Below are 21,674 nucleotides of genomic sequence, written 5' to 3'. Positions count from 1 at the left end.
GGCGCGGCCGCTGGCCCTGCCCGGAAAATCAACAAAATCCCGGAAAATCAACAAATCGGAGGCAAAGATGGACGCGAAAACCGACGACAATAGCGCCGGCAAATGCCCGGTCCCACATGGACCGGCCGCCAGGACCAACCGCGACTGGTGGCCGAACCAGCTCGACCTTGGCGTCCTCCACCAGCAGTCCAGCCTCTCGGATCCGATGGACGAGGACTTCGACTACGCCAAGGAATTCAAGAGCCTCGATCTCGATGCGGTGATCAGGGATCTGCACCAGGTGATGACCGATTCGCAGGATTGGTGGCCGGCCGATTTCGGTCATTACGGCCCGCTCTTCATCCGCATGGCCTGGCACAGCGCCGGCACCTATCGCATCGGCGACGGCCGTGGCGGCGCCGGCGCCGGCCAGCAGCGTTTCGCGCCACTCAACAGCTGGCCGGACAACGCCAATCTCGACAAGGCGCGCCGGCTGCTGTGGCCGGTCAAGCAGAAATACGGCAGGAAAATCTCCTGGGCCGACCTGTTGATCCTCACCGGCAACGTCGCGCTGGAATCGATGGGCTTCAAGACGTTCGGCTTCGCCGGCGGCCGCGCCGATGTCTGGGAGCCGGAGCAGGACGTCGACTGGGGATCGGAAACCAAGTGGCTCGCCGACGAGCGCTATTCCGGCGACCGCGAACTTCACGGCCATCTCGGCGCCGTGCAGATGGGGCTGATCTACGTCAACCCGGAAGGGCCGAACGGCACGCCCGATCCATTGGCCGCGGCGCGCGATATCCGCGAGACCTTCGCCCGCATGGCCATGAACGACGAGGAAACCGTGGCGCTCATCGCCGGCGGTCACACCTTCGGCAAGACCCACGGCGCCGGTGATGCATCGCTGGTCGGGGCGGAGCCGGAAGGCGCCGGCATCGAGGCGCAGGGCCTCGGCTGGTCGAGCAAGCATGCCACCGGCATTGCCGGCGACGCCATCACCTCGGGTCTCGAGGTGACCTGGACCACGACGCCGACCAAATGGAGCAACAATTTCTTCGACAATCTGTTCAACTACGAATGGGAGCTGACCAAGAGCCCGGCCGGCGCCCATCAGTGGACGCCGAAGGGCGGCGCCGGTGCAGGCACCGTACCGGACGCGCACGATCCGTCGAAGCGCCGCGCGCCGGCGATGCTGACCACCGACCTCGCGCTGCGCGTCGACCCGGCCTACGAGAAGATCTCGCGGCGCTTCCATCAGAATCCTGATCAGTTCGCCGATGCCTTCGCGCGCGCCTGGTTCAAGCTGACCCATCGCGACATGGGTCCGGCCGTCCGCTATCTCGGGCCGCTCGTGCCGAAGGAAGAGCTGATCTGGCAGGACCCGATACCGGCAATCGACCACGAGCTGGTCAGCGAACAGGACATCGCCTCGCTGAAGGCGAAGATCCTGGCCTCCGGCCTGTCCGTTTCCGAACTGGTCTCGACCGCCTGGGCCTCGGCCTCGACTTTCCGCGGCTCCGACAAGCGCGGCGGCGCCAACGGCGCCCGCATCCGCCTGGCCCCGCAGAAGGATTGGGAGGTCAACCAGCCGGCGCAGCTGGCCAAGGTGCTCGAGACACTCGAAGGCATCCAGAAGGGCTTCAATAACTCGCAGTCCGGCGGCAAGAAGATCTCGCTTGCCGACCTGATCGTTCTCGGCGGCGTCGCCGCGGTCGAGAAGGCGGCCAAGGACGGCGGCCATGACGTGGGGGTGCCGTTCACGCCGGGCCGCATGGACGCTTCACAGGAACAGACCGACGTCCAGTCCTTCGCCGCGCTCGAGCCGAAAGTCGATGGCTTCCGCAATTATGTCAGGGGTAAGCCGCCGATGTCGGTCGAAGCGATGCTGGTCGACCGGGCGCAGCTGCTGACCTTGACGGCGCCGGAGATGACGGTGCTCGTCGGCGGGTTGCGGGTGCTCGGCGCCAACAGCGGTCAGTCGAAGCACGGCGTGTTCACCGACAGGCCGGGCACGTTGACCAACGATTTCTTCGTCAATCTGCTCTCCATGAACACGGTCTGGGATCCGGCCGCCGGGTCCGATGAAGTCTACGAAGCACGCGACCGCAAGACCAGGGCGGTCAAGTGGACCGGCACCCGCGCCGACCTGATCTTCGGCTCGCACGCGCAATTGCGTGCGCTTGCCGAGGTCTACGGATCGGCCGACGCCGGGCAGAAGTTCGTCAGGGATTTCGCCGCCGCCTGGACCAAGGTGATGAACGCCGACCGTTTTGACCTCGCGGCCTGATCCGGGCATACGAATTTCTCGACGCAACAAAAAGGGCGCGGGTCTCGACCCGCGCCTTTTTCGTTGGGCTTCCGAAAAGTCAGTCTTTCTCGAAGATACCGGCCTTGGCGACCACGCCGGCAATGGCGCCGCCGATCAGCGGCGCGACGATGAACAGCCAGAGCTGGCCGATCGCCGCAGTTCCCGAAAACAGCGCCGGTCCGATCGAACGGGCCGGGTTGAGCGACGTGCCGGTCACCGGGATGATGGCGAAATGCAGGCCCGCCAGCGTCAGGCCGATGACCAGGCCGGCGAAGGCCGTGGTGTGCTTGGCGTTGGTGACGCCGAGGATCACCGTGACGAAGGTGAAGGTGCCGATCAGCTCCCACAGGAAGGCCGAGCTGACGCCCCATTTCGTCACATCCCAGCCATTGGCGCCGAAGCCGCCGGTGTGACCGCCGACCTGTCCGGAGACGATGATCCACAGCGCCAACGACGCGATGATGGCGCCGATGATCTGCGCGATCCAGTAGGGAATGACGTCCCTGGCCGGCATCCGCCCGGCGAGGAACACACCGAGCGTCACCGCCGGATTGAGATGGGCGCCGGAAATCGGGCCGATCGCATAGGCCGCCGCGATCAGGCCGATGCCGAACGCCAGACCGATGCCTTCCTGGCCAAGCGGCAGCGCGCCGCCGAAGCCGCCCGTCACCACCGAAGCCGTGCCGATGAACACCAATAGAAACGTGCCTAGAACTTCCGCCAGATAAGTTTTCATTGCCCTCTCCTCGTATCGACCCGCGGCTCCGCTTTTTCTGCGACGCGAATCACCGCGCAAAGAGTATTCGCAACCGCAAAACTTGCAAAGCAGAGCAGTTGCGCAAGCCGCTATGCTTGTGAGCGCCGGACATGCACATTAGAAACGTGTAATATATTGATCGAATTGTTTCGTTCCGCATGCCGGCGCCCGCCTGGTGGCCGCGGCTCGCTATGCACCAACCCACATTCGTCACCCCTCCGCATGGATCGTCTCGCCGTCGGCGAAACAGAACTGTTTCAATCAGGGCACGAAAAGCTCTAAGAGCAGGGCCGGAATTAATTTGCTGAGTAATGGAAGACGACAATGAGACTGGGCGGGCGGCTGGCGGCAGCCATCGAAGTGCTTGACGATATTGGCCGGCGTCACCGGCCGGTGGCCGATGCGCTGAAGGACTGGGGCCTGTCGCACCGCTTCGCCGGTGGCGGCGACCGTGCCGCGATCGGCAACATCGTCTACGACGCGCTGCGCCGCAAGCGCTCCGCAGGCTGGCTGCTCGGCGAGGACACGCCGCGCGCCATCGGCTTCGGCGCGCTGCTGCTCGAATGGGGCCAGACGGCGCAGTCGCTGAACGAGGCGCTCGAGGGCGACAAGTTCGCGCCGCCGCTGCTTACCGCCGACGAACTGACAACGCTCGGCGGTCGCCGGCTTGCCGATGCGCCGCCGGCCGTCAGGGCAGACATCCCCGACTGGTGCATGCCGCTGTTCGAACGGGCGTTCGGCACGGCCTGGGTGGAAGAGGGTGCCGCGCTGGCGACACGCCCGCCGCTCGACCTCAGGGTCAACACGCTGAAGGCCGATCGCGGCAAGGTGCTGGCGGAACTGGCGGAGACCGGCGCCAAGCCTGCCCGGATCGCGCCGCACGGTATCCGCATCCCGCCGATCGAAGGCGACGGCAGGCACCCGAACGTGCAGGCCGAGCCGGCCTTCCAGAAAGGCTGGTTCGAGGTCCAGGACGAGGGTTCGCAGATTGCGGCTGAACTGGCCGGCGCCGAGCCTGGAATGCAGGTGCTCGACTTTTGCGCCGGCGCCGGCGGCAAGACGCTGGCGCTGTCCGCGGCGATGGATAATCGAGGCCAGATCTTCGCTCACGATGCGGAGAAGGCAAGGCTGGCGCCGATCTTCGACCGCATCCGCCGCTCGGAAAACCGCAATGTGCAGATCGTCACCAAGCCGGCCGAACTCGCGCCGCTCGGCAAGCATATGGACATCGTCCTGATCGATGCGCCCTGCACCGGCAGCGGCACCTGGCGGCGCCGGCCGGATGCCAAATGGCGGCTGACGCAAAGACAGCTCGACGCCCGCAAGGGCGAGCAGGAGACGATACTCGATGCCGCCAGGGACTTCGTCAAACCCGGCGGCCTGCTGGTCTACATCACCTGTTCGGTGTTCGACGAGGAGAATGGCGACCAGGTTTCGGCCTTCCGGGACCGCCATCCCGGTTTTGTCCCGCTCGATCACCGCCAGCTTTGGGACAGCCGTTTTGCGGGCCACGAAGCGGCAATGCGGATAGGCGCTGCGGGCGGCATTTCGCTGTCGCCGTTGCTGAGCGGCACCGACGGCTTTTACTTCTGCGCGCTGCGGCGGGCCGGCTGAATCGTTGCCATCGATACAGGGCTAAGCCGAATGCTGCAGTGCAGCATTTGCGATTGCCTGCCGCCCACCCCTCTGCGATAAATGCCTTTGCAATAAGATTTGTCGAGAAACGAAGGGCGACGGCCATGGCAGCAAAGATCGTTCCTGCTCCCGATTACGAGGACCGCGTCAGGACGTCCTTCGCGCGCCAGAACGCGATGATGACGATTGGCGCCGAGCTGACGCTGGTGACGCCCGGCATCATCGAGATCGAAATGCCCTATTCTGCGGCATTGACGCAGCAGCACGGCTTTCTCCATGCCGGCGTCATTTCGACGGCTCTCGACTCGGCCTGCGGCTATGCGGCATTCTCGCTGATGCCGGAAAATTCCGGCGTGCTGACCATCGAGTTCAAGGTCAATCTGCTGGCGCCGGGCAGGGGCGAGCGTTTCCTGTTTCGCGGCTCGGTTACCAAGCCCGGCCGCACCATCATCGTCGCCGACGGCCAGGCCTATGCGTTCGCCGTCGACGGCGAGGCCAAGCTGATCGCCACGATGACCGGAACGATGATGACAGTGCTCGGCCGCGACGGCATCGAGGGCTGAGGAACGGGCAGGGGAGGATGGACGATCATGGCCGGCAAGACACCTGGTGAGCTCACCCCGATCTCCGGCAAATCCGTTCTCTTCGTCATGGCGGCCGAAGCCGAATACGGTCCACACCTGCAGCGGCTGTTCACGCCGCTGCTGACCGGCGTCGGACCGGTCGAGGCCGGCGTCGGACTCAGCGCCGAACTATCCCGGCTGCATGCCGGGATGGCGCTGCCCGATCTCGTCGTGTCGCTCGGGTCGGCGGGCAGCCGGACGCTGGAGCAGACGGAAATCTACCAGGCCGTTTCAGTCGCCTACCGCGACATGGACGCCTCGCCCCTCGGGTTCGAGAAGGGCGCCACGCCGTTCCTCGACCTGCCTGTCAGCGTGCCGCTGCCGTTCAGGATACCAGGCGTCAGACAGGCGACGCTGTCGACCGGGGCGGCAATCGTCTCCGGCGCCGCCTACGACGCGATCGCCGCCGACATGGTCGATATGGAGACCTTCGCCTGCCTGCGCGCCTGCCAGCTGTTCGACGTGCCGCTTATCGGCCTGCGCGGCATTTCCGACGGGGCAGCCGATCTGAGGCATGTCGGCGACTGGACCGAATATCTGCACGTCATCGACGAGAAGCTGGCCGCGGCGGTGCAACTGCTGGAACAGGCGATCGCCTCGGGCGCGATCGACTTCAAGCTTGTTGGGGCGGCAGCTTCTTAGCGTTGCCGAACAGCACGCCGATCATCCTGAAGCGAACGGCGTTGTCGCGATTGATGTAAGTGACTGACCCGGGCTCGTGATCGAGGGTCCAGCGTCCGGTCGCGCCGGTGTCCCAGTCGGCGACATAACCGTCATCGAGCATCCGCCAGCGCCCGCTTCGCGCCTCGCCATCGTCGAGCAGCATGTGCGCGGCACCCTCGCTTTCAAAATAGACGTAAGCCTCCTTGCCGTTTCGTTCCAACACATGGGTCATGCCCGGAATGAGCATTGCAAGGGTTTCCTTCTGAAGTGCTGCCATGATTTCCTCCTGAATTGAAGTCGCCGATTGCCTTGACCGGCATCGCCACTTAGAGTGAACTAGTAGTCAAGATGCTTGACTATGTATCGGGCGAGAAGAATTTGGTCAAGGGCCTTGACGAAAAACCTGAAGCGCTGCCGGATCACATAGGTTGGCGGCTGTGGCAGGCGAGCCGCGCCTGGCAGACCGAGTTCGCCGCTGCGATGCGCGCTGCCGGCCATCACTGGTTCACCGAAGCGCGTGCCGGCCTGCTTGGACACATCCCGCGCGGCGGCATGCGCCAGTCGGCGCTGATCGAGCGCTCGGCGATCTCAAAGCAGGCGATTCAGCAATTGCTCGATGGCCTGGAGACGGAAGGTGTGTTGCAGCGTCTGCCCGATCCGCAAGACGGTCGCGGCAAGCTTGTGCGCTACACCCGCAAGGGCCTGGACGCCCTGCGCGATGGCGACCGCATCAAGCTGCAGATCGAACGGAGCTATGTTGCCCGCCTTGGTCACGAGCGTTTCGCGGCGCTGATGGGCGCCTTGCAGTCGCTCGATACAACGCAAACGGATGCATTGGACAAAGCCTCTGGCGTTCAGGACGACACACCGGAATCGAAGTGAAAGCGCGACCTCACAACCCATTGCGCCGACTCGTTTCTTTCTCTAAACGCTCGCCATGAAAACAGCCAATCATCCCGACACCGTCCTGATTGTCGATTTCGGCAGCCAGTTCACCCAGCTGATCGCCCGCCGCATCCGCGAGGCCGGCGTCTTTTCCGAGATCGTGCCCTTCCAGTCGGCCGAGGCGGCGTTCAAGCGCGTCAATCCGAAGGCGGTGATCCTGTCCGGCGGCCCGGCCTCGACCGGCGACATCGGCAGTCCGCGCGCGCCGCAGATCGTCTTCGACGCCGGCGTGCCGGTGCTCGGCATCTGCTATGGCCAGATGGCGATGTGCGTGCAGATGGGCGGCGTCGCCGAAAGCTCCGACCACCGCGAATTCGGCCGCGCCTTCGTCGAGATCGCCAAGGACAGCCCGTTGTTCGACGGCCTGTGGGCGCCCGGCCAGCGCCACCAGGTGTGGATGAGCCATGGCGACCGCGTCATCTCCCTGCCCAAGGGGTTCGAGGTGCTCGGAAAATCGGAGGGCTCGCCCTTCGCTATCTTCGGCAATGTCGAACGCAAAATGTACGGCCTCATGTTCCACCCCGAAGTGGTGCATACGCCGGACGGCGCCAGGCTGCTCCGCAACTTCGTCCACAACATCGCCGGCATCGAAGGCGACTGGACGATGCGCGCCTACCGCGAGCACGCGGTCGAGACGATCCGCAAACAGGTCGGCAAGGGCAAGGTGATCTGCGCGCTGTCGGGCGGCGTCGATTCCTCGGTCGCGGCCTTGCTGATCCACGAGGCGGTCGGCGACCAGCTCACCTGCATCCTTGTCGACCACGGTCTGATGCGCAAGGACGAGGCATCAGGCGTGGTGGAGATGTTTCGCCAGCATTACAATCTGCCGCTGATCCTGGTCGACGCTGCGGACCGTTTCATCGGCGCGCTCGAGGGCGAGTCGGACCCCGAGAAGAAGCGCAAGACCATCGGGCGGCTGTTCATCGAAGTGTTCGAGGAGGAGGCCGAGAAGCTCGGCGGCGCCGATTTCCTGGCACAAGGCACCCTCTATCCCGACGTCATCGAAAGCGTCTCTTTCAGCGGCGGCCCGTCGGTGACCATCAAGTCGCATCACAATGTCGGCGGCTTGCCCGAACGCATGAACATGCAGCTGGTCGAGCCGCTGCGCGAATTGTTCAAGGACGAGGTGAGGGCGCTCGGCAAGGAGCTCGGCCTGCCCGACAGCTTCATTGGCCGGCATCCGTTCCCCGGTCCCGGTCTCGCCATCCGCTGTCCGGGCGGCATCACCCGCGAAAAGCTGGAGATCCTGCGCGAGGCCGACGCCATCTATCTCGACGAGATCCGCAAGGCCGGACTCTACGACGCCATCTGGCAGGCCTTCGCCGTGCTGCTGCCGGTGCAGACCGTCGGCGTGATGGGCGACGGCCGCACCTACGAGTTCGTCTGCGCGCTGCGCGCCGTCACCTCGGTCGACGGCATGACGGCCGACTTCTACCATTACGACATGGCATTCCTGGGAGCAGCCGCCACCCGCATCATCAACGAGGTACGCGGCATCAACCGCGTCGTCTACGACGTGACGAGCAAACCGCCAGGCACAATTGAGTGGGAGTGACGGATACAAATGGCGGCAATAGCGTAGTTTGAAGTAGTTACGACAAGTCTTCGTGGCACTCTTGAGCGACCTCCAATGACTCAGGATATTCCTCGTGTGATTTGATGGCGCTTTCTCGAAAAGTAAAGAGAGGTGTGGTCGGCGGAGTATATTGGCGTGCTGGAGCGTACAATTCGGCGGTTCGCTGGAGATCGGCGCAGCTGGCGTCGCAATCGGAAAATGAACGCAATCCTAGCCAGCGCAGCACGACAACTTGGCGACGTCCTTGGCAAAGCCGAGTGCCGCGAGCTTCAAGCCCTCGACAGTGGTTAAATACGGAAAGATCGCATCGGCGAGATCCTCGACATTGAGGCCTTGCCGGATCGCCAGCGCCGCGGTCTGGATACTGTCGGCTCCTTCCGGCGCGAGAATATGCGCGCCGAGCAACCGGCCACTGCTGGCATCGGCCACGAGCTTGATGAGCCCACGGGTGTCGCGAGCGGCGAGTGCGCGCGGCACCCGCTCGAGACCGATCGTCGAGACACGGACGGCATGTCCGGCGGCACGGGCCGCGGCCTCGGTGAGGCCCACGCTCGCCACTTGCGGGTCGGTGAAAACGATGGCAGGCATGGCGCTGTTGTCGTAGCGCAGGCTGTCGCCGTTGAGCGCATTCTTGGCAGCAAGCTTGGCACCATAGGCGGCCATGTAGACGAACTGGTCGCGGCCGGTGACATCGCCGGCAGCATAGATGCCGGCCCCGGAGGTGCGCATGCGGTCATCAACGACAATGCCGCCTTTCGGTGAGAGCACGATGCCGTGCTCGGCGAGCCCAAGGTCTTCGATGTTGGGCGTGCGACCGGTAGTGATCAGCACCTGATCGGCGTCGATCGTCGTATCGTGGCAGTCGATGGAAACGTCGAGCACAATGCCGTTCTCGGTCCCGCGGATAGCACGGTAGGCGATGCCAGAGACCACGGTGATCCCTTCGTCCTCGAAATACCCCGTCAGGGCCGCGCCGATCTCGGGCTCGGCCTCGGGGAGCAGCCGAGACCGGCAAACGAGCGTCACCTTGACGCCGGCGCGGGCGAACATCTGGGCGAGTTCCGCCCCGATGTAGCCGCCTCCGATGACGAGCAACGATCGTGGTAGCTCCTCAAGATCGAGCGCGGTCGTGCTGGCCAGATAGCGTACGGTCTCGATGCCAGGGATGGCGGGCACCGCCGGTCGCGCGCCGGTCGCGATTATGATCTTGCCAGCGGGAATGCGCCCGCCGTCTACCTCGACACCACCTTCCACGAGCCGCGCCGCGCCCTCGCGATAGGCGATGCCGTTATAGGCCGGCAGCAGGTCAATGTACTTGGCCTGGCGCAGATCGGAAACCAGCGCGTCCTTCTGGCGGACGGTTCCGCGCCAGTCCGTCAGCTCGGCCTCGGCCGCGATGCCGGCGAAACGTGCTGCCACGCGAGCGTTGTGAAGTGTCTCGGCAGCGCGGATCAGCGTCTTCGATGGGACGCAACCGATATTGACGCAAGTGCCGCCGATGGTGCCGTGGCCGATGAGGGCGACTTGCGCACCCTGATCGGCGGCGGTGATCGAAGCCGAGAAGCCGGCTGAGCCGGCGCCGATGACGACGAGATCGTAGGCGCCACCATTGCGACCGTTCGCGCGGAAGGGGCGGTCTGTTGCTGCAGCGCTCTTCAACGCCGCGCGGACCGACGCGTGTGGTGCCATCTCGAGGCCAGCGAGGCTGGGTCCGAAGAGAGCGCGACCCGCCTCCAGTCCTTCCTCGATCGACAGCCGAAAACCAGGCTCGTCCGCGGTACGCTCGCGGCGCCAGGCGGAGAGATGGTCTTCCGAACAGAAGAACGCGGTCGTCGCGCACAGCGAGTTCGCCGCGCACGCGCCTTCGTAATGGACACTTTGCCACATAACGGACGTCTTCGGTTCAACGCGAGCCAGCATCCTACCTTGATCCCGTGTGCTGATCCGAATTGGCGCACCACAATGGCGGCAGCGCGATGCAATCGCGATGTCGCGACCGGTCATGGCGCCGATGCCGAGCGCGTCCACTGCGCACATGGCGTTAACGACGCGTCCGTCCAAGGTGACCTGATGGTCCGCATCCCGGTCGGTAAAGGGATAGGCTCCGACGATCCGATCGCCGTTGAGCACGACGAGGTCACGACGTTGGAGTTCTTCGAGCTGCGGCTGAACGGTCGTCTCGCTCAGCCCCGCGCGCTTGGCAATCGCACTTTGGGTAGGTGCTCGCCCTGCCTCGGCGTAGAGCTTAAGCAGCGCAACGCGAACTCGATCCACGAGACGGTCGCGGTCGCTCCAACGATCGGCGGGTTGGTTGGGTCCAGCCATGATCCGCAGAACATCGTTCATGGCCAGCAGTGCGTCTTTGACGAGGGGAGATGTGACCACAGACCAGTCCGGAAACGTCACGCCGGGCCGCACGGTGTAGCTCGGCGGTGTCGCGGATGCGGAAGCTGCAAGCTTGCCCTGGGGCGAGGAGGATGCGCAGCAATCGTTCATTGCTTCATGCTTTCCTTGTGAATCTTCTTCTCGCAGCCCGCGGCTTGTGCCCGGCGATAATGGACGCCCCACGCGACGAGGCCGAGGCTCGCGCCGATCAGGGGAAGCACCACCAGACCGGCGCCTGCCAACCACGCGCCAAGGCCGGCCAGGGGCAGACCCACGGCGAGGAGCGGCGCCGCGCAGCAGATCGCGGCGAGGATGGCGCCGGCCACGCCGGCGCGGACCAGGGCGCGGTCGCTCATCTCAACTGCCCTGCTGTGTCGGATGGGCCGGATAGCCGGCATTCATGCTAGCGGTCGCGATAGTATCCGGGTTCGTCTTAGCGTCGTCGAAGGTCACGGTCGCGGTCTTGGCTTCGAAGGAGACGGCGACCTTCGCAACGCCGGGGACCGCCGCCATTGAGCTCTGCACGATGTAGGGACATGAGGCGCAGGTCATGTTGTCGACAGCGAAGGTGACGGTGCGCTCGCCAGCCCACGCGGCCGGAGCCACGATAACGGAGCCGATCAGGGCGAGCGCGCTCAAATACTTGGTCATGGATGAAACTCCTTTGTCTCAGGCGCCGAGCAGCAGCGGGGCGATGTAGTCGAAGGCGAAGGCGGCCAATACGAGCACCGTCGCGATCCAGAGCGCGAGTTGAACGAAGCGGCTAGGGATCGGGCGCGCGCAAGCGGCGTCATCGGCGCAGGCTCGCCTGGGCTTCCAGTAGACGAGGTAGAAGCCGCATCCGAGAAGGCTTGCCGTGCCGGCGACGAAGAATGGCTTGTAAGGCGCGAGCGCCGTCAGATTGCCGATCCAGGCCCCGCCGATGCCAAGGCTGAACAGAAGCAGCGGCACGATGCAGCAGGAGGAAGCCGCGAGTGCGCCGAGAATGCCGCCCACGGCGATCAGACGCTGCCGCCCGGCGTCGCCTCGTTCAGAGGCAGACAAGTCTGCAGCGGCAGTTTGGGCCGCCGTTGTTCCGGATCGCGATGCAACCATGTCCGGCCTCTCTTCCTTGCCGAAATCCCAAGCGTGCCGTAGCATGCGGTCTGTAGTCACTACAGGGTCAAGAGGGATTTTGCGATGCGCGATCATGCCGCGGTGAAGGGCCTGCAACGGGCCGAGCTCGCGCAGCGTACGGGCTGCAATCTGGAGACCGTGCGCTATTACGAGAAGGTCGGCCTTCTGCCCGAGCCGCCGCGTACGACGAGCGGCTATCGCAGCTACGACACCATGCACGAGCGGCGCCTTTGCTTCGTGCTACGCGCGCGAGAGCTAGGCTTTTCCCTCGATGAAATCCGCGAACTGCTGCGCCTCGTGGATGAACGCGATCGGCCTTGCGGCGAGGCAAGAGATGTGGCCGCCGCCCATCTTAAGGACGTGCGGACGAAAATCGCTGACCTCAAACGGATGGAGCGCATGCTGAAGGAGGTGGTCGCGCAATGCGCTGACGGCACGTTGCCGGAGTGCCCGCTGATCGAGACGCTGTTCCAGGAGCGAACTACCGCATAAGTGCGTCCGAAGGCGACTGGACGATGCGCGCCTACCGCGAGCACGCGGTCGAGACGATCCGCAAACAGGTCGGCAAGGGCAAGGTGATCTGCGCGCTGTCGGGCGGCGTTGATTCCTCGGTCGCGGCCTTGCTGATCCATGAGGCGGTCGGCGACCAGCTCACCTGCATCCTTGTCGACCACGGTCTGATGCGCAAGGACGAGGCATCAGGCGTGGTGGAGATGTTTCGCCAGCATTACAATCTGCCGCTGATCCTGGTCGACGCTTCGGACCGTTTCATCGGCGCGCTCGAGGGCGAGTCGGACCCCGAGAAGAAGCGCAAGACCATCGGGCGGCTGTTCATCGAAGTGTTCGAGGAGGAGGCCGAGAAGCTCGGCGGCGCCGATTTCCTGGCACAAGGCACCCTCTATCCCGACGTCATCGAAAGCGTCTCTTTCAGCGGCGGCCCGTCGGTGACCATCAAGTCGCATCACAATGTCGGTGGCTTGCCCGAACGCATGAACATGCAGCTGGTCGAGCCGCTGCGCGAATTGTTCAAGGACGAGGTGAGGGCGCTCGGCAAGGAGCTCGGCCTGCCCGACAGCTTCATTGGCCGGCATCCGTTCCCCGGTCCCGGTCTCGCCATCCGCTGTCCGGGCGGCATCACCCGCGAAAAGCTGGAGATCCTGCGCGAGGCCGACGCCATCTATCTCGACGAGATCCGCAAGGCCGGCCTCTACGACGCCATCTGGCAGGCCTTCGCCGTGCTGCTGCCGGTGCAGACCGTCGGCGTGATGGGCGACGGCCGCACCTACGAGTTCGTCTGCGCGCTGCGCGCCGTCACCTCGGTCGACGGCATGACGGCCGACTTCTACCATTACGACATGGCATTCCTGGGAGCAGCCGCCACCCGCATCATCAACGAGGTACGCGGCATCAACCGCGTGGTCTACGACGTGACGAGCAAGCCGCCAGGCACCATCGAGTGGGAGTGACGAGGAGTACTGCGGAGTAGAAGAGGATAGACCAGCATGTTTAAGGCGATGTTGGCTCGGCGATAATAGTCAATAGTCCCAGCCCCCGGCCACCCGGCGACGGCATAGACGAAGCATCTGGCCGATCGGCGAATGTCTGGAACGAACGTCCCACAGAGAAGGGTGGAGCAGCCTAGCCTTGCTGGGTTTGACACCCGGGGTCCGCGGCAACTGCCACCGGCGAGGCGTTGCATCTGCCGGCCACGTATCCTTTCGCTGGGTTCATCCGTCTTAGCTGTTCATGGGCACGGTCATCCTTGACATCGCCCTCCTGGACGAATTGGAGCGTGACATGAACAGCAAGCAGAGCCTGGCGAACAAGATACACTACGAAACGCTTGCGGAGGCCTGGCGCAGCGGTCGAGAATCGCCACAGGAAGCATCCGAGTGGTCCGTTTTGACGGCAGAACCGGGCGGCGTCGATTACGTCGAGACCAACCTCGGCGACAAGACCGCGCTGTGGGTTCAGCCAAAAACGGCGGCCAAAGACCGGGTCATGCTTTACCTGCACGGCGGTGGCTATGTCGGCGGATCGATCTGGACCCATCGCAAGATGGTCGGACACCTTGCTAAGGCGATCGGCTGTTACGCTCTGCTCGCTACGTACGACTACGTTTTCCAGAGCAAGTTTCCGCGCCAAATCGAGCAGGCCGTGACCGCGTTCGAATGGCTCGCCGAGCAGGGTGTCGCGCCGAAGCACACCATAGCTGCAGGCGATTCCGCTGGTGCTGGCCTGATCGTTGCGGCGGCGATGAAACTCCGCGATGCGGGGCGGCCGCTGCCGACCGCGATTCTCAGCATCTCTGGCTGGTATGATCTGTCGGCGAGCGGGCACTCCTACGAAAGCAACCGCGAGAAGGACGCCTTCTTCCAGAGGGCGGTCGTGGATATGCTGGTATCGCAAGTCCTTGCAGGGACCGATCCCCGGCATCCACTCGCCAGCCCGATCTTTGCCGATCTGAAGGGCCTGCCGCCGATCTATCTGCAAGTGGGTGGAGACGAAACCCTGCTCGACGACAGCCGAGCGCTTGCCGATCGCGCAAAGGCCGCCGGCGTCGAGGCGCGCCTGGACGTATTTCCGGGGATGCTGCACTCGTTCCAGATGATGGCTGGGCGCGCGCCCGAAGCCGACGACGCGATCGCGCGGTCGGCACAATGGGTTCGCCCCAAGCTTGGTCTGGCCGCAACCGCGGCAACACGCGCTGAAGGTCAGGAGGTCGCATGACTGGCAAATTGAAACCAAGATGTGGCAGCTGAAGGACATGCCCGAGCGACCGACCGGCCTGTTCGATGCGCGATATCGCGCCTTCCTCGAGACGGTGTCAGGCGTCCGCGCCCAACTGCATCGCTACTGCGCCCGCATGACGGGCTCACGCCTCGACGGTGAGGATCTCGTGCAGGAGACGCTGTTCGAGGCCTACACGAAGATTGAGACCCTCGACGATGCCCGCCGGCTGAAGCCCTGGCTGTTTCGCATCGCTCACAATCGCTGCATCGACTTTCTGAGGCGACGCGATGTGCGCGAGCGCGCGGAGCACGCCTATTCGGACGACATCGGCGTTGTCTCTGCAGAGCCGGCAGCGACCGATGCACGCCGCGCCATCGAACGGCTGGTTGGCCGCTTGCCGCCCAAGGAGCGCGCCTGCCTCCTCCTGAAGGACGTGTTCGACTATTCGCTGGAAGAGACCGCAGAACTCGTGGACTCGACGGTTGGGGGCGTCAAATCCGCGCTCTCCCGCGGACGGGCGAAGCTCGCCGACTTGGCCCCTGAACCTGCCGGTGAACCGAACCGTCCGCTTGATCCCGACACCGCGCGGCTCTTGCAGCGCTATGTTGACCTCTTCAACCGCCATGACTGGGATGGCGTGCGGAGCCTCACCAGCGCCGATGCTCGGTTGCGGGTCGCCGACTGCTTCGACGGCCTGCTCAGAAGTTCTCCCTATTTCGTCGAATACGAGCGAAACCCGGAGACGTGGACCATGGAGTTGGGGGCGATCGACGGAGAGCCTGTCCTGATCGTGCTCTTCCAGCGAGGCGACCGGTGGCAGGTCGCGTGGCCGGTTCGTGTCCATGTCGCCGGTCGCGTCATCGATCGCATCGAAGATTATTATGCCTGTCCATGGATGTTGGAAAACGCCGCGGAATCCGACCTGAAACTCATGACTGGGCAAGCCGTTTTGGGAAGAGCATAAGGCGACGATTTCTCACTTCTGGCCTGGCGGAGTTACGATGGTGCGTCCTCAACGAAAAATCGTGGCGTGCCTCGGGTCGAGCAGCACGGCGGGCAAGGGCCAGGCATTCGATTGGATGGCGGAGCTCCGCCGGCGGCCGGGCAACGGGCAATTTGAGTTCCGGAATTTTGGCGTCGGCGGCGACTTGGCCTACAACGCGCTGCAGCGGTTGCCGGATGTGCTCGCCTGTCGTCCCGACAAGGTCATCGTCTGGGTCGGCGGGAATGATGTTCTCACGCTCGTGTCACGCAAAGTGCGGCGGTTCTTTACGTTTTGGAAGCGTCTGCCCCGCACGCCTTCGCCCGATTGGTTCCACGAGAATCTGGCCGAGATAGCACGCAGGCTGAAGCGCGAGACGGCGGCGGACATCGGCCTTTGCTCGCTCCCTCCGATAGGAGAAGCGCCGGATTCGGACGACCCGTTCCAGAGCGAGCTCAACCGGCGGATCAAGGAATATTCTGCGATCGTGGCGGCCATCGCGCACGAGGAACGCTGCGGCTATGTCCCGCTCCATGAGGCGCTCACCGAGGCGGTTCGCGCCTCGCCTGGCCGGGCCTACACGGCGTTCAACTTTCTTCCATTCTATCGCGATGCTTTTCGCGTACTGGTGCTGCGGCAGCGTCCGGATGATGTCGCCCGCGTAAATGGCTGGCTATTTCACACCGACGGCGTGCACTTGAACAGCCGGGCAGGGCTGATCGTGGCGGATCGCCTACAGAAATTCGTTCAGGCCTGAACCCTGAGCGGCAAGGCTGTATCCGATTTGCGCACCTATCTGAATGTCTTATCGCGCAGGCTGGCGGCCGGTTTATCGACCTAGCAACATCGCCACGCGCGATGCCAAAAGTTTAACGACGAACCCTAGAGGATAACCCCGGTGGCTCGGCACGTCGTCAGGAATGACATCGCTGTCCGACTTGAACTTAGTGCAAATCCGCAGCTGCAGTGGCGGGAGTTCTCCGTGAAACCGCGCTCTGTATGCCGAGACCCAATGCGGACCTCTATCGAAGTTCATTAACATCGCTGAATTGCAGCACATGGCGATGACCCTATTCGTGGCTGAAGTTTCCTTAAGCTTGTAACCCCTCAGCAATTCGGCCCCCTTGGAGCACTCGATGCGGTCCTTTCGATAGAGGATGTATGCGGTGCCGCCATCGGGATCGCGTATGGCGCCAGCACCTGGCAAAGCTTCGATCTGATCAGCTCCCTTCCGGCAGTCGTCGCAGTAGCAGGCACTGCTCACGATCGGCCTGCCAAAGGCTTTGAGTTCGACGCCACCGCAAGAGCAAGTTGCGGTCATGATAGGTGAGTGCGTCATCTGCTGGTGATCATCATGCGATTGCCCTCGCTGTCCCGAAATTCCGCGATCGTGCGCCCCGGTTGCCATGGCGCGGGGCGCGGTTCTGCTATGATCTCGGCGCCTCGCGATTTGAGTCTCTGAACGGTGACTTCGATTTCGTTGTCAACCAGCACGAGGACGGGCCCCTCAGATGGTGTTTCGTCCTTGCGCCTTAGGAAGTGGAGGGTGGTTTCGGCACCTGGAAATCCGAGTTCGATCCATCGCCACCCATCATTGCCCATTGGCTGATCGGCGACGACGCGGCAGTTCAGGTGATCGATGTAGAACGCCTTGGCGCGTTCCTGGTCGAACACCGGAAGCTCCGCGAACTGGATGTGCATTGTCGATCTCTCCCCATTGCATCTCGGTCCAAATCAAACTAGACGGTCCAGTACCATGAATCAATCGGCAGCGGACACGCCAGGAGCATGACCACGACGCGTTCAGCAGGTGTTTCAGAAGAACTCGAACCGCACGGCCGGTCGGCGAAAAAGCGGCGGGCCATCCTCGAGGCGGCGACAGAAGTGTTTCTGCAAAAGGGCTATCTGGCCACCAATATGGACGAGATCGCGGCGCTTGCGGCGGTGTCGAAACAGACCGTCTACAAGAATTTTCCGAACAAGGAGATGCTGTTCGTGGAGATCGTGAGCAGCGTGACCAATCGAGCCAGCGATAGGGTCCACAGTAAAATGCCCGAACTCGCCGAGGGCGAAGATATTGCCGATTATCTTCAGCGCTATGCGTACCGACAGCTTACCACTGTACTCACGCCGCGCGTCATGCAGCTGCGCCGTCTGGTGATCGGCGAGGTCGGCCGCTTCCCAGAACTGGCAAAGGCGCTCTTCGATGGCGGACCCGGGCGCGCAATTGCGGCGATGGCAGTGTTGTTCGAGCGCTTGGCTGATCGCGGCCTGCTTGCGATCGATGATCCGGCCGTCGCCGCTTCCCAGTTCAATTGGTTGATTATGGGCGAGCCATTGAACAGGGCCATGCTGTTGGGTGACGAGTCGATTCCGAAACCGGCGAAGCTTCGACGGCACGCCGCGGCCGGCGTACGGGTGTTCCTTGCGTCATACGGCAAGTGAGGCACGCCACGGCGACGAGCGAATGCCGGGCGCTACCGTGCGGACCGTTCGGCCGTGTTTGACGGTCCTTTTTTTGGTCCCCAGTGGGTCGCGGCTTGTTGCGGCGCGGCTGTCGAAAATCGACCGATTGTTGTCGATAGTCGCCGAAACCGAGCCGATCCCGAATCGCCGAAATTCCCTTTTGAAATCAAGAGCGCAGATTTCTGACGAATCGCAGAGTCGGTTCTTTAGGGCGTGCAGAAAAGTTTGTGCTGCCGCGTCAACGCGTTACCATGGCTCAAAACGATCGAGTGGGAGTGAGGGAAACGGCGATGATAGGCGGCTCTAGCGTAGAATTTCGCAGAAAATACAATGATTTGCGGGCAGGGCAGACTGCTAGCCAGGGCACATTATCAATGGAATTGACAAACCTATCAAGTCATTGAAATCGTTAAGTTTATCGGAGCGCCTGGCGCGGCTCGCAGCTTGTAGCAGATCACTCTGACGGTACTTTTGACGGTGCTTTTGTATCCGACAGAGCATTCTAAAAAGTACCGTCATTCCTTTTTAGGGTTTGACGGTACTTTTCTGTGTGTCAACGCTTTGAAATATATAACGAAAATTACCCGTAGCATGACATTTCCGCGCTGACGGTACTTTAGTTATCGACATACATAGTTTCAGCTTTGGCTGCGGTACCGATCGATGTTCCGGACCCGATCGCATATCGTCGGATGGCACCGTCGCATCACCTATCAAATGTTGTCCCGACTGCTGCCGGATCTGCGATGGAGAGAAGCGTCGACCGCATCCAGGCGGGAGCTTGGACCGCGGTAGATGCGAGCGTCTTTTTATCGTTGGGAGAAAGATGAGGTGCCGCGATCTGTGCAAGCTCGGCCGCGCGCGCCGGCCCAATATGACGAAGCGCCTGGACGACGGTCCCGGCCAAGCTGCCCGGAGCAATCAAATGCTTATCCGCCCGCGTGGTCGTTGCCACCGTGCGCGGCGATGAACATGGCGACGGCCGACCGGCAATAGGATTCGATTTCGTTGTCGTCCTCTGCTCTCGCCTCATCGAAGTGTGCGATAATCAGGAGATCGGATCCTTTGAAAAGCGCGGCAAACAAGCGGGCGGACCGGAGAGGATCGGGCACGTTCAGAACCGCCTTCGCGTGCAACTGACGCAACAGGGCCTCGATTTGGGCGATGACATGGGCGGGGCCGGCTTCGTATTGGAGCTTGCTTAACGACTTTTGATTCGTCTTGTCGGCCATGATCATGGCTTCGACACTGCGGACGTCCGAGCTCAACAGCGTGCGAAGCAAGGATGATCCCACCGCCATGAGCTGATCTTCGGCCGAACCGTCGACGCCTTCAAAAAGGGCCTGTGGTGCAAACTGATGGCAGCGGGCCGCGATGGCCGCGCTGAACAGCGCCTCCTTGTTCTCGAAGTGCCGATAGATGCTGAGCTTGGATATCTTCGCCCGCTGGGCGACCTTGTCTAATGTCGTCGCTTGAAAACCCAATTCCACAAAGAGTTCGCACGCGGCGTCGACTATCGTTTGGCCAAGCGCCTCGTTGGCGGGCCGGCCGCGCCGGCCCTGGCTGTTTTCGGTCACGACAATTCCAGTACTTGACAGTATCCTAATTCTTGCATTACGATACCATGTAGTATCTGAAATGTGCAAGCCAATGGATAGGTTTCAACCTGTCCTCCAAATCAAGTTTCCCCGGGCCGCCCGGCGATATCGAATGCGGCATTGTCCGGCCGGTCAACACAGTGATGGGCGACTTTCTCGTCGATGCCGAAGCCCTGCTCGCTGCCCGTCTCGAGCGCGTATCGCTGGACGATATTTCGCGCCAGGCCCGGCCCAACCCCCTCCATCCACAACACGGAGCTTATCACCATGGATGACGTCATCATCATCGGCGGCAGCTTTGCCGGTCTCGCCGGCGCCCTGCAGCTCGGCCGTGCCCGCCGCAAGGTCACCGTTCTCGATACCGGCCTGCCGCGCAATCGCTTCGCCGGCCACTCGCATGGCCTGCTCGGTCACGATCACAAGCCACCGCTGGACATCCTGGCCGAGGCGCGGCAGCAGCTGGCGCGTTATCCCACGATCAGGCTGGTCAGTGCCCGGGCCGACAGCGTCTCCGGCGCCATCGACGATTTCTCCGTCCTCATTGGCGATGGCGAAAGCCTTGGGGCGCGGCGCCTGATCCTGAGCTATGGCGTCGCCGACCAGATGCCTGATGTTCCGGGCTTTGCCGAAAGCTGGGGCACGTCCATCGTACCCTGCCCCTATTGCGACGGCTTTGAAGTCGCCGGCCAGCATTGGGGCCTCGTCTGGTCCGGCCCGCAGTCGCATACTTATGTCAGGCTGTACCACGATTGGACCGACACGTTGACGCTCTTCGCCGATGGTCACGACATTCCACCCGATATCCGGGCCGATCTGGCGCGCCGCAACATACCTGTCGTCGATGGCCGGATCACCGAGATCGCCCATCACGGGGGCCATATCGCCACCGTCAATCTCGATACCGGCCGCAATGTCGCGGTCGACATCCTGTTCGCCCATCCGCGCAACAAGCCGTCCGCAAGCCTGCATGAATCACTGGGCCTCGCCACGGTCGATACGTCCCTCGGCATCGTCCTCAAGGTGGACGAGCGCCGCGAAACTAGCATTCCCGGCATCTACGCCGCCGGCGACCTCGCCAACCCCCTCATGGCCTCGGTCACCACGGCATCATCGCACGGCGCGATGGCGGGCATCTTCTCCCAGCAGTCGATGCTGGTTTGAGAGCACAGATTCCCTTCTCCGGTTGCCGCGGGCTATCATATTCTGAAGGTTGCGGGCCGGTGCCACGGAACGCGGGCCCCCTCTCCCCTGAGGGGCGTCTTTGGCCGGTCAGCCGTCTCGAAGGGGCAGTTGAGCAAAACGATTCCTAGGCTCAGGCCGGTCCGCAAACGGTCCCAAAAGACCCACAGGCTATTCAACCTCCCCCGGCCCCCTCCCGGGAAGAAGTTCAGCAAGTGAGGGCGCGACATTGCACCTTGAACCGTGCTGTCGCGCCCTCGGAGGGAGTGGGTCTTGAGGTGTCCAGTTTATACTGCCGGGAGTGTCCAGTTTGCACTGCCAGCGGTATCCAGTTCACCTACAAACGGAGAGGGATGGCGCTTGGATGACGCTGCCGCGGCGGGTCGCGTTGTGGCGCGCGCTGTGCTATGAAAGTTAGTGACGGTACTTTCTTCGTTCGCTGTGAAACCCACCTGAGTTGCCCAAAGTGGGTCCGGAAAGGCGATCGACTTCGATAGATGCCGAAACCGCACAAAAAATTTTCGTGCTATTTTTCCCTTTGAAATCAAGACTGTAACGTTTTGACGGCCCATGGGTCGGCTTCTTGCGCGGCAACGAATAAAAAACCTAGCTATATCAATGGTCTAACTAGATTTAGAACAATCGAGTGGGAGTAGGGGGCGTACGGTAGAGTAGGTTGGAGTACTGTCGGATATATTCGGAAATTGTTGGTCAACGATAGGAGGCGAT

Annotated in this window: 22 protein-coding genes and 2 pseudogenes; 13 read left to right on the top strand and 11 right to left on the bottom strand. The window is 62.8% G+C overall.

Annotated elements, in window-relative coordinates; genetic code table 11:
* Nucleotides 1–67 precede the first annotated feature (67 nt).
* Complete coding sequence (katG, locus tag NKI52_RS11705) at nucleotides 68–2,266, top strand: catalase/peroxidase HPI (RefSeq protein WP_352698038.1); 2,199 nt, start codon at nucleotides 68–70, stop codon at nucleotides 2,264–2,266.
* Nucleotides 2,267–2,345: 79 nt separating this feature from the next.
* Here katG and NKI52_RS11700 read toward each other — a convergent pair whose 3' ends face one another.
* Nucleotides 2,346–3,023, bottom strand: coding sequence for an MIP family channel protein (locus tag NKI52_RS11700; RefSeq protein WP_352641539.1), 678 nt, complete (start codon nucleotides 3,021–3,023; stop codon nucleotides 2,346–2,348).
* A gap of 345 nt (nucleotides 3,024–3,368) precedes the next feature.
* Between NKI52_RS11700 and NKI52_RS11695 the strand changes: the two genes are divergently transcribed.
* The 3 genes from NKI52_RS11695 (at nucleotide 3,369) to NKI52_RS11685 (ending at nucleotide 5,944) form a co-directional block, all read left to right on the top strand.
* Entirely contained in the window at nucleotides 3,369–4,658 is a 1,290-nt protein-coding gene (locus NKI52_RS11695) for an RsmB/NOP family class I SAM-dependent RNA methyltransferase (RefSeq protein WP_352571592.1), read from the top strand.
* A 125-nt stretch (nucleotides 4,659–4,783) separates the two neighbouring features.
* Entirely contained in the window at nucleotides 4,784–5,242 is a 459-nt protein-coding gene (locus NKI52_RS11690; RefSeq protein WP_023677140.1) for a PaaI family thioesterase, read from the top strand.
* Nucleotides 5,243–5,269: 27 nt separating this feature from the next.
* A complete protein-coding gene (locus NKI52_RS11685) occupies nucleotides 5,270–5,944 on the top strand; it encodes a 5'-methylthioadenosine/S-adenosylhomocysteine nucleosidase (RefSeq protein ID WP_352634597.1) in 675 nt (224 codons plus the stop codon).
* Here the strand turns inward: NKI52_RS11685 and NKI52_RS11680 are convergent.
* Nucleotides 5,916–6,242, bottom strand: a complete 327-nt coding sequence (locus NKI52_RS11680; protein ID WP_023677142.1) for a hypothetical protein — start codon at nucleotides 6,240–6,242, stop codon at nucleotides 5,916–5,918. The genes NKI52_RS11685 and NKI52_RS11680 overlap by 29 nt on opposite strands.
* Nucleotides 6,243–6,313: 71 nt before the next feature.
* On the opposite strand from NKI52_RS11680, the gene NKI52_RS11675 reads away from it, so the two are divergent.
* Both NKI52_RS11675 and guaA (NKI52_RS11670) read left to right on the top strand, forming a co-directional pair.
* The gene (locus tag NKI52_RS11675) at nucleotides 6,314–6,847 is read left to right on the top strand and encodes a MarR family winged helix-turn-helix transcriptional regulator (RefSeq protein WP_245274715.1); all 534 of its coding nucleotides are present in this window, start codon (nucleotides 6,314–6,316) and stop codon (nucleotides 6,845–6,847) included.
* A 55-nt stretch (nucleotides 6,848–6,902) separates the two neighbouring features.
* Nucleotides 6,903–8,465 carry a glutamine-hydrolyzing GMP synthase gene (gene guaA, locus NKI52_RS11670; RefSeq protein ID WP_352634594.1) on the top strand — a complete coding sequence of 521 codons (1,563 nt, stop codon included), beginning with the start codon at nucleotides 6,903–6,905 and terminating at the stop codon, nucleotides 8,463–8,465.
* Nucleotides 8,466–8,696: 231 nt separating this feature from the next.
* Here the strand turns inward: guaA (NKI52_RS11670) and merBA are convergent, their stop codons facing one another.
* The 4 genes from merBA to NKI52_RS11650 are packed head-to-tail and all read right to left on the bottom strand — an operon-like array spanning nucleotide 8,697 to nucleotide 11,966.
* A complete protein-coding gene (merBA, locus tag NKI52_RS11665) occupies nucleotides 8,697–10,982 on the bottom strand; it encodes a bifunctional organomercurial lyase/mercury(II) reductase MerBA (RefSeq protein WP_352698035.1) in 2,286 nt (761 codons plus the stop codon).
* Nucleotides 10,979–11,227, bottom strand: a complete 249-nt coding sequence (locus NKI52_RS11660) for a mercury transport protein (protein ID WP_352649143.1) — start codon at nucleotides 11,225–11,227, stop codon at nucleotides 10,979–10,981. Before NKI52_RS11660 ends, merBA begins: the two co-directional genes overlap by 4 nt.
* Nucleotide 11,228: 1 nt before the next feature.
* The gene (locus NKI52_RS11655) at nucleotides 11,229–11,522 is read right to left on the bottom strand and encodes a cation transporter (RefSeq protein WP_023680911.1); all 294 of its coding nucleotides are present in this window, start codon (nucleotides 11,520–11,522) and stop codon (nucleotides 11,229–11,231) included.
* An 18-nt stretch (nucleotides 11,523–11,540) separates the two neighbouring features.
* Complete coding sequence (locus NKI52_RS11650) at nucleotides 11,541–11,966, bottom strand: mercuric transporter MerT family protein (protein ID WP_031213451.1); 426 nt, start codon at nucleotides 11,964–11,966, stop codon at nucleotides 11,541–11,543.
* 84 nt (nucleotides 11,967–12,050) lie between these two features.
* On the opposite strand from NKI52_RS11650, the gene NKI52_RS11645 reads away from it, so the two are divergent.
* The 5 genes and pseudogenes from NKI52_RS11645 to NKI52_RS11625 all read left to right on the top strand — a co-directional run bounded on the left by NKI52_RS11645 (nucleotide 12,051) and on the right by NKI52_RS11625 (nucleotide 16,459).
* Nucleotides 12,051–12,479, top strand: a complete 429-nt coding sequence (locus tag NKI52_RS11645) for a MerR family transcriptional regulator (protein ID WP_023680913.1) — start codon at nucleotides 12,051–12,053, stop codon at nucleotides 12,477–12,479.
* 14 nt (nucleotides 12,480–12,493) lie between these two features.
* Nucleotides 12,494–13,453 (top strand): annotated as a pseudogene (gene guaA, locus NKI52_RS11640) (glutamine-hydrolyzing GMP synthase); the annotation flags it as partial.
* 331 nt (nucleotides 13,454–13,784) lie between these two features.
* Entirely contained in the window at nucleotides 13,785–14,717 is a 933-nt protein-coding gene (locus tag NKI52_RS11635) for an alpha/beta hydrolase (protein WP_352698033.1), read from the top strand.
* A gap of 19 nt (nucleotides 14,718–14,736) precedes the next feature.
* Nucleotides 14,737–15,684, top strand: coding sequence for a sigma-70 family RNA polymerase sigma factor (locus NKI52_RS11630; RefSeq protein ID WP_352698031.1), 948 nt, complete (start codon nucleotides 14,737–14,739; stop codon nucleotides 15,682–15,684).
* Nucleotides 15,685–15,721: 37 nt separating this feature from the next.
* The gene (locus NKI52_RS11625; protein ID WP_023676209.1) at nucleotides 15,722–16,459 is read left to right on the top strand and encodes an SGNH/GDSL hydrolase family protein; all 738 of its coding nucleotides are present in this window, start codon (nucleotides 15,722–15,724) and stop codon (nucleotides 16,457–16,459) included.
* A gap of 72 nt (nucleotides 16,460–16,531) precedes the next feature.
* On the opposite strand, the gene NKI52_RS32725 is transcribed toward NKI52_RS11625, so the two are convergent.
* Entirely contained in the window at nucleotides 16,532–17,023 is a 492-nt protein-coding gene (locus tag NKI52_RS32725; RefSeq protein WP_502894794.1) for a GFA family protein, read from the bottom strand.
* A 14-nt stretch (nucleotides 17,024–17,037) separates the two neighbouring features.
* The gene (locus NKI52_RS11620; protein WP_023676207.1) at nucleotides 17,038–17,403 is read right to left on the bottom strand and encodes a VOC family protein; all 366 of its coding nucleotides are present in this window, start codon (nucleotides 17,401–17,403) and stop codon (nucleotides 17,038–17,040) included.
* A gap of 87 nt (nucleotides 17,404–17,490) precedes the next feature.
* On the opposite strand from NKI52_RS11620, the gene NKI52_RS11615 reads away from it, so the two are divergent.
* The gene (locus NKI52_RS11615; RefSeq protein ID WP_023676206.1) at nucleotides 17,491–18,147 is read left to right on the top strand and encodes a TetR/AcrR family transcriptional regulator; all 657 of its coding nucleotides are present in this window, start codon (nucleotides 17,491–17,493) and stop codon (nucleotides 18,145–18,147) included.
* 727 nt (nucleotides 18,148–18,874) lie between these two features.
* Here the strand turns inward: NKI52_RS11615 and NKI52_RS11610 are convergent.
* From NKI52_RS11610 to NKI52_RS11600, 3 genes and pseudogenes are all read right to left on the bottom strand, one after another.
* Nucleotides 18,875–19,102: pseudogene (locus NKI52_RS11610) on the bottom strand (hypothetical protein); the annotation flags it as partial.
* Complete coding sequence (locus NKI52_RS11605; RefSeq protein ID WP_352698029.1) at nucleotides 19,098–19,745, bottom strand: TetR/AcrR family transcriptional regulator; 648 nt, start codon at nucleotides 19,743–19,745, stop codon at nucleotides 19,098–19,100. The pseudogene NKI52_RS11610 and the gene NKI52_RS11605, both read right to left, overlap by 5 nt.
* A 101-nt stretch (nucleotides 19,746–19,846) precedes the next feature.
* Nucleotides 19,847–20,035, bottom strand: a complete 189-nt coding sequence (locus NKI52_RS11600) for a hypothetical protein (RefSeq protein WP_023676204.1) — start codon at nucleotides 20,033–20,035, stop codon at nucleotides 19,847–19,849.
* On the opposite strand from NKI52_RS11600, the gene NKI52_RS11595 reads away from it, so the two are divergent.
* A complete protein-coding gene (locus tag NKI52_RS11595) occupies nucleotides 20,034–20,927 on the top strand; it encodes an NAD(P)/FAD-dependent oxidoreductase (protein WP_023676203.1) in 894 nt (297 codons plus the stop codon). The two genes, NKI52_RS11600 and NKI52_RS11595, sit on opposite strands and share 2 nt — an antisense overlap.
* The last annotated feature ends 747 nt before the right edge of the window (nucleotides 20,928–21,674 follow it).

This window comes from Mesorhizobium sp. M0590 (assembly GCF_040320905.1).
In the GTDB taxonomy this organism is placed as follows: Bacteria; Pseudomonadota; Alphaproteobacteria; order Rhizobiales; family Rhizobiaceae; genus Mesorhizobium.
The sequence above is the reverse complement of the archived record's forward strand: the minus strand, read 5'-3'. Positions and strand labels throughout refer to the sequence as shown.

Coding starts and splice junctions, on each gene's coding strand:
- katG (WP_352698038.1), top strand. CDS start 68: ATGGACGCGAAAACCGACGACAATAGCGCCGGCAAATGCCCGGTCCCA.
- NKI52_RS11700 (WP_352641539.1), bottom strand. CDS start 3,023: ATGAAAACTTATCTGGCGGAAGTTCTAGGCACGTTTCTATTGGTGTTC.
- NKI52_RS11695 (WP_352571592.1), top strand. CDS start 3,369: ATGAGACTGGGCGGGCGGCTGGCGGCAGCCATCGAAGTGCTTGACGAT.
- NKI52_RS11690 (WP_023677140.1), top strand. CDS start 4,784: ATGGCAGCAAAGATCGTTCCTGCTCCCGATTACGAGGACCGCGTCAGG.
- NKI52_RS11685 (WP_352634597.1), top strand. CDS start 5,270: ATGGCCGGCAAGACACCTGGTGAGCTCACCCCGATCTCCGGCAAATCC.
- NKI52_RS11680 (WP_023677142.1), bottom strand. CDS start 6,242: ATGGCAGCACTTCAGAAGGAAACCCTTGCAATGCTCATTCCGGGCATG.
- NKI52_RS11675 (WP_245274715.1), top strand. CDS start 6,314: ATGCTTGACTATGTATCGGGCGAGAAGAATTTGGTCAAGGGCCTTGAC.
- guaA (WP_352634594.1), top strand. CDS start 6,903: ATGAAAACAGCCAATCATCCCGACACCGTCCTGATTGTCGATTTCGGC.
- merBA (WP_352698035.1), bottom strand. CDS start 10,982: ATGAACGATTGCTGCGCATCCTCCTCGCCCCAGGGCAAGCTTGCAGCT.
- NKI52_RS11660 (WP_352649143.1), bottom strand. CDS start 11,227: ATGAGCGACCGCGCCCTGGTCCGCGCCGGCGTGGCCGGCGCCATCCTC.
- NKI52_RS11655 (WP_023680911.1), bottom strand. CDS start 11,522: ATGACCAAGTATTTGAGCGCGCTCGCCCTGATCGGCTCCGTTATCGTG.
- NKI52_RS11650 (WP_031213451.1), bottom strand. CDS start 11,966: ATGGTTGCATCGCGATCCGGAACAACGGCGGCCCAAACTGCCGCTGCA.
- NKI52_RS11645 (WP_023680913.1), top strand. CDS start 12,051: ATGCGCGATCATGCCGCGGTGAAGGGCCTGCAACGGGCCGAGCTCGCG.
- NKI52_RS11635 (WP_352698033.1), top strand. CDS start 13,785: ATGAACAGCAAGCAGAGCCTGGCGAACAAGATACACTACGAAACGCTT.
- NKI52_RS11630 (WP_352698031.1), top strand. CDS start 14,737: ATGTGGCAGCTGAAGGACATGCCCGAGCGACCGACCGGCCTGTTCGAT.
- NKI52_RS11625 (WP_023676209.1), top strand. CDS start 15,722: ATGGTGCGTCCTCAACGAAAAATCGTGGCGTGCCTCGGGTCGAGCAGC.
- NKI52_RS32725 (WP_502894794.1), bottom strand. CDS start 17,023: ATGACCGCAACTTGCTCTTGCGGTGGCGTCGAACTCAAAGCCTTTGGC.
- NKI52_RS11620 (WP_023676207.1), bottom strand. CDS start 17,403: ATGCACATCCAGTTCGCGGAGCTTCCGGTGTTCGACCAGGAACGCGCC.
- NKI52_RS11615 (WP_023676206.1), top strand. CDS start 17,491: ATGACCACGACGCGTTCAGCAGGTGTTTCAGAAGAACTCGAACCGCAC.
- NKI52_RS11595 (WP_023676203.1), top strand. CDS start 20,034: ATGGATGACGTCATCATCATCGGCGGCAGCTTTGCCGGTCTCGCCGGC.
- NKI52_RS11600 (WP_023676204.1), bottom strand. CDS start 20,035: ATGGTGATAAGCTCCGTGTTGTGGATGGAGGGGGTTGGGCCGGGCCTG.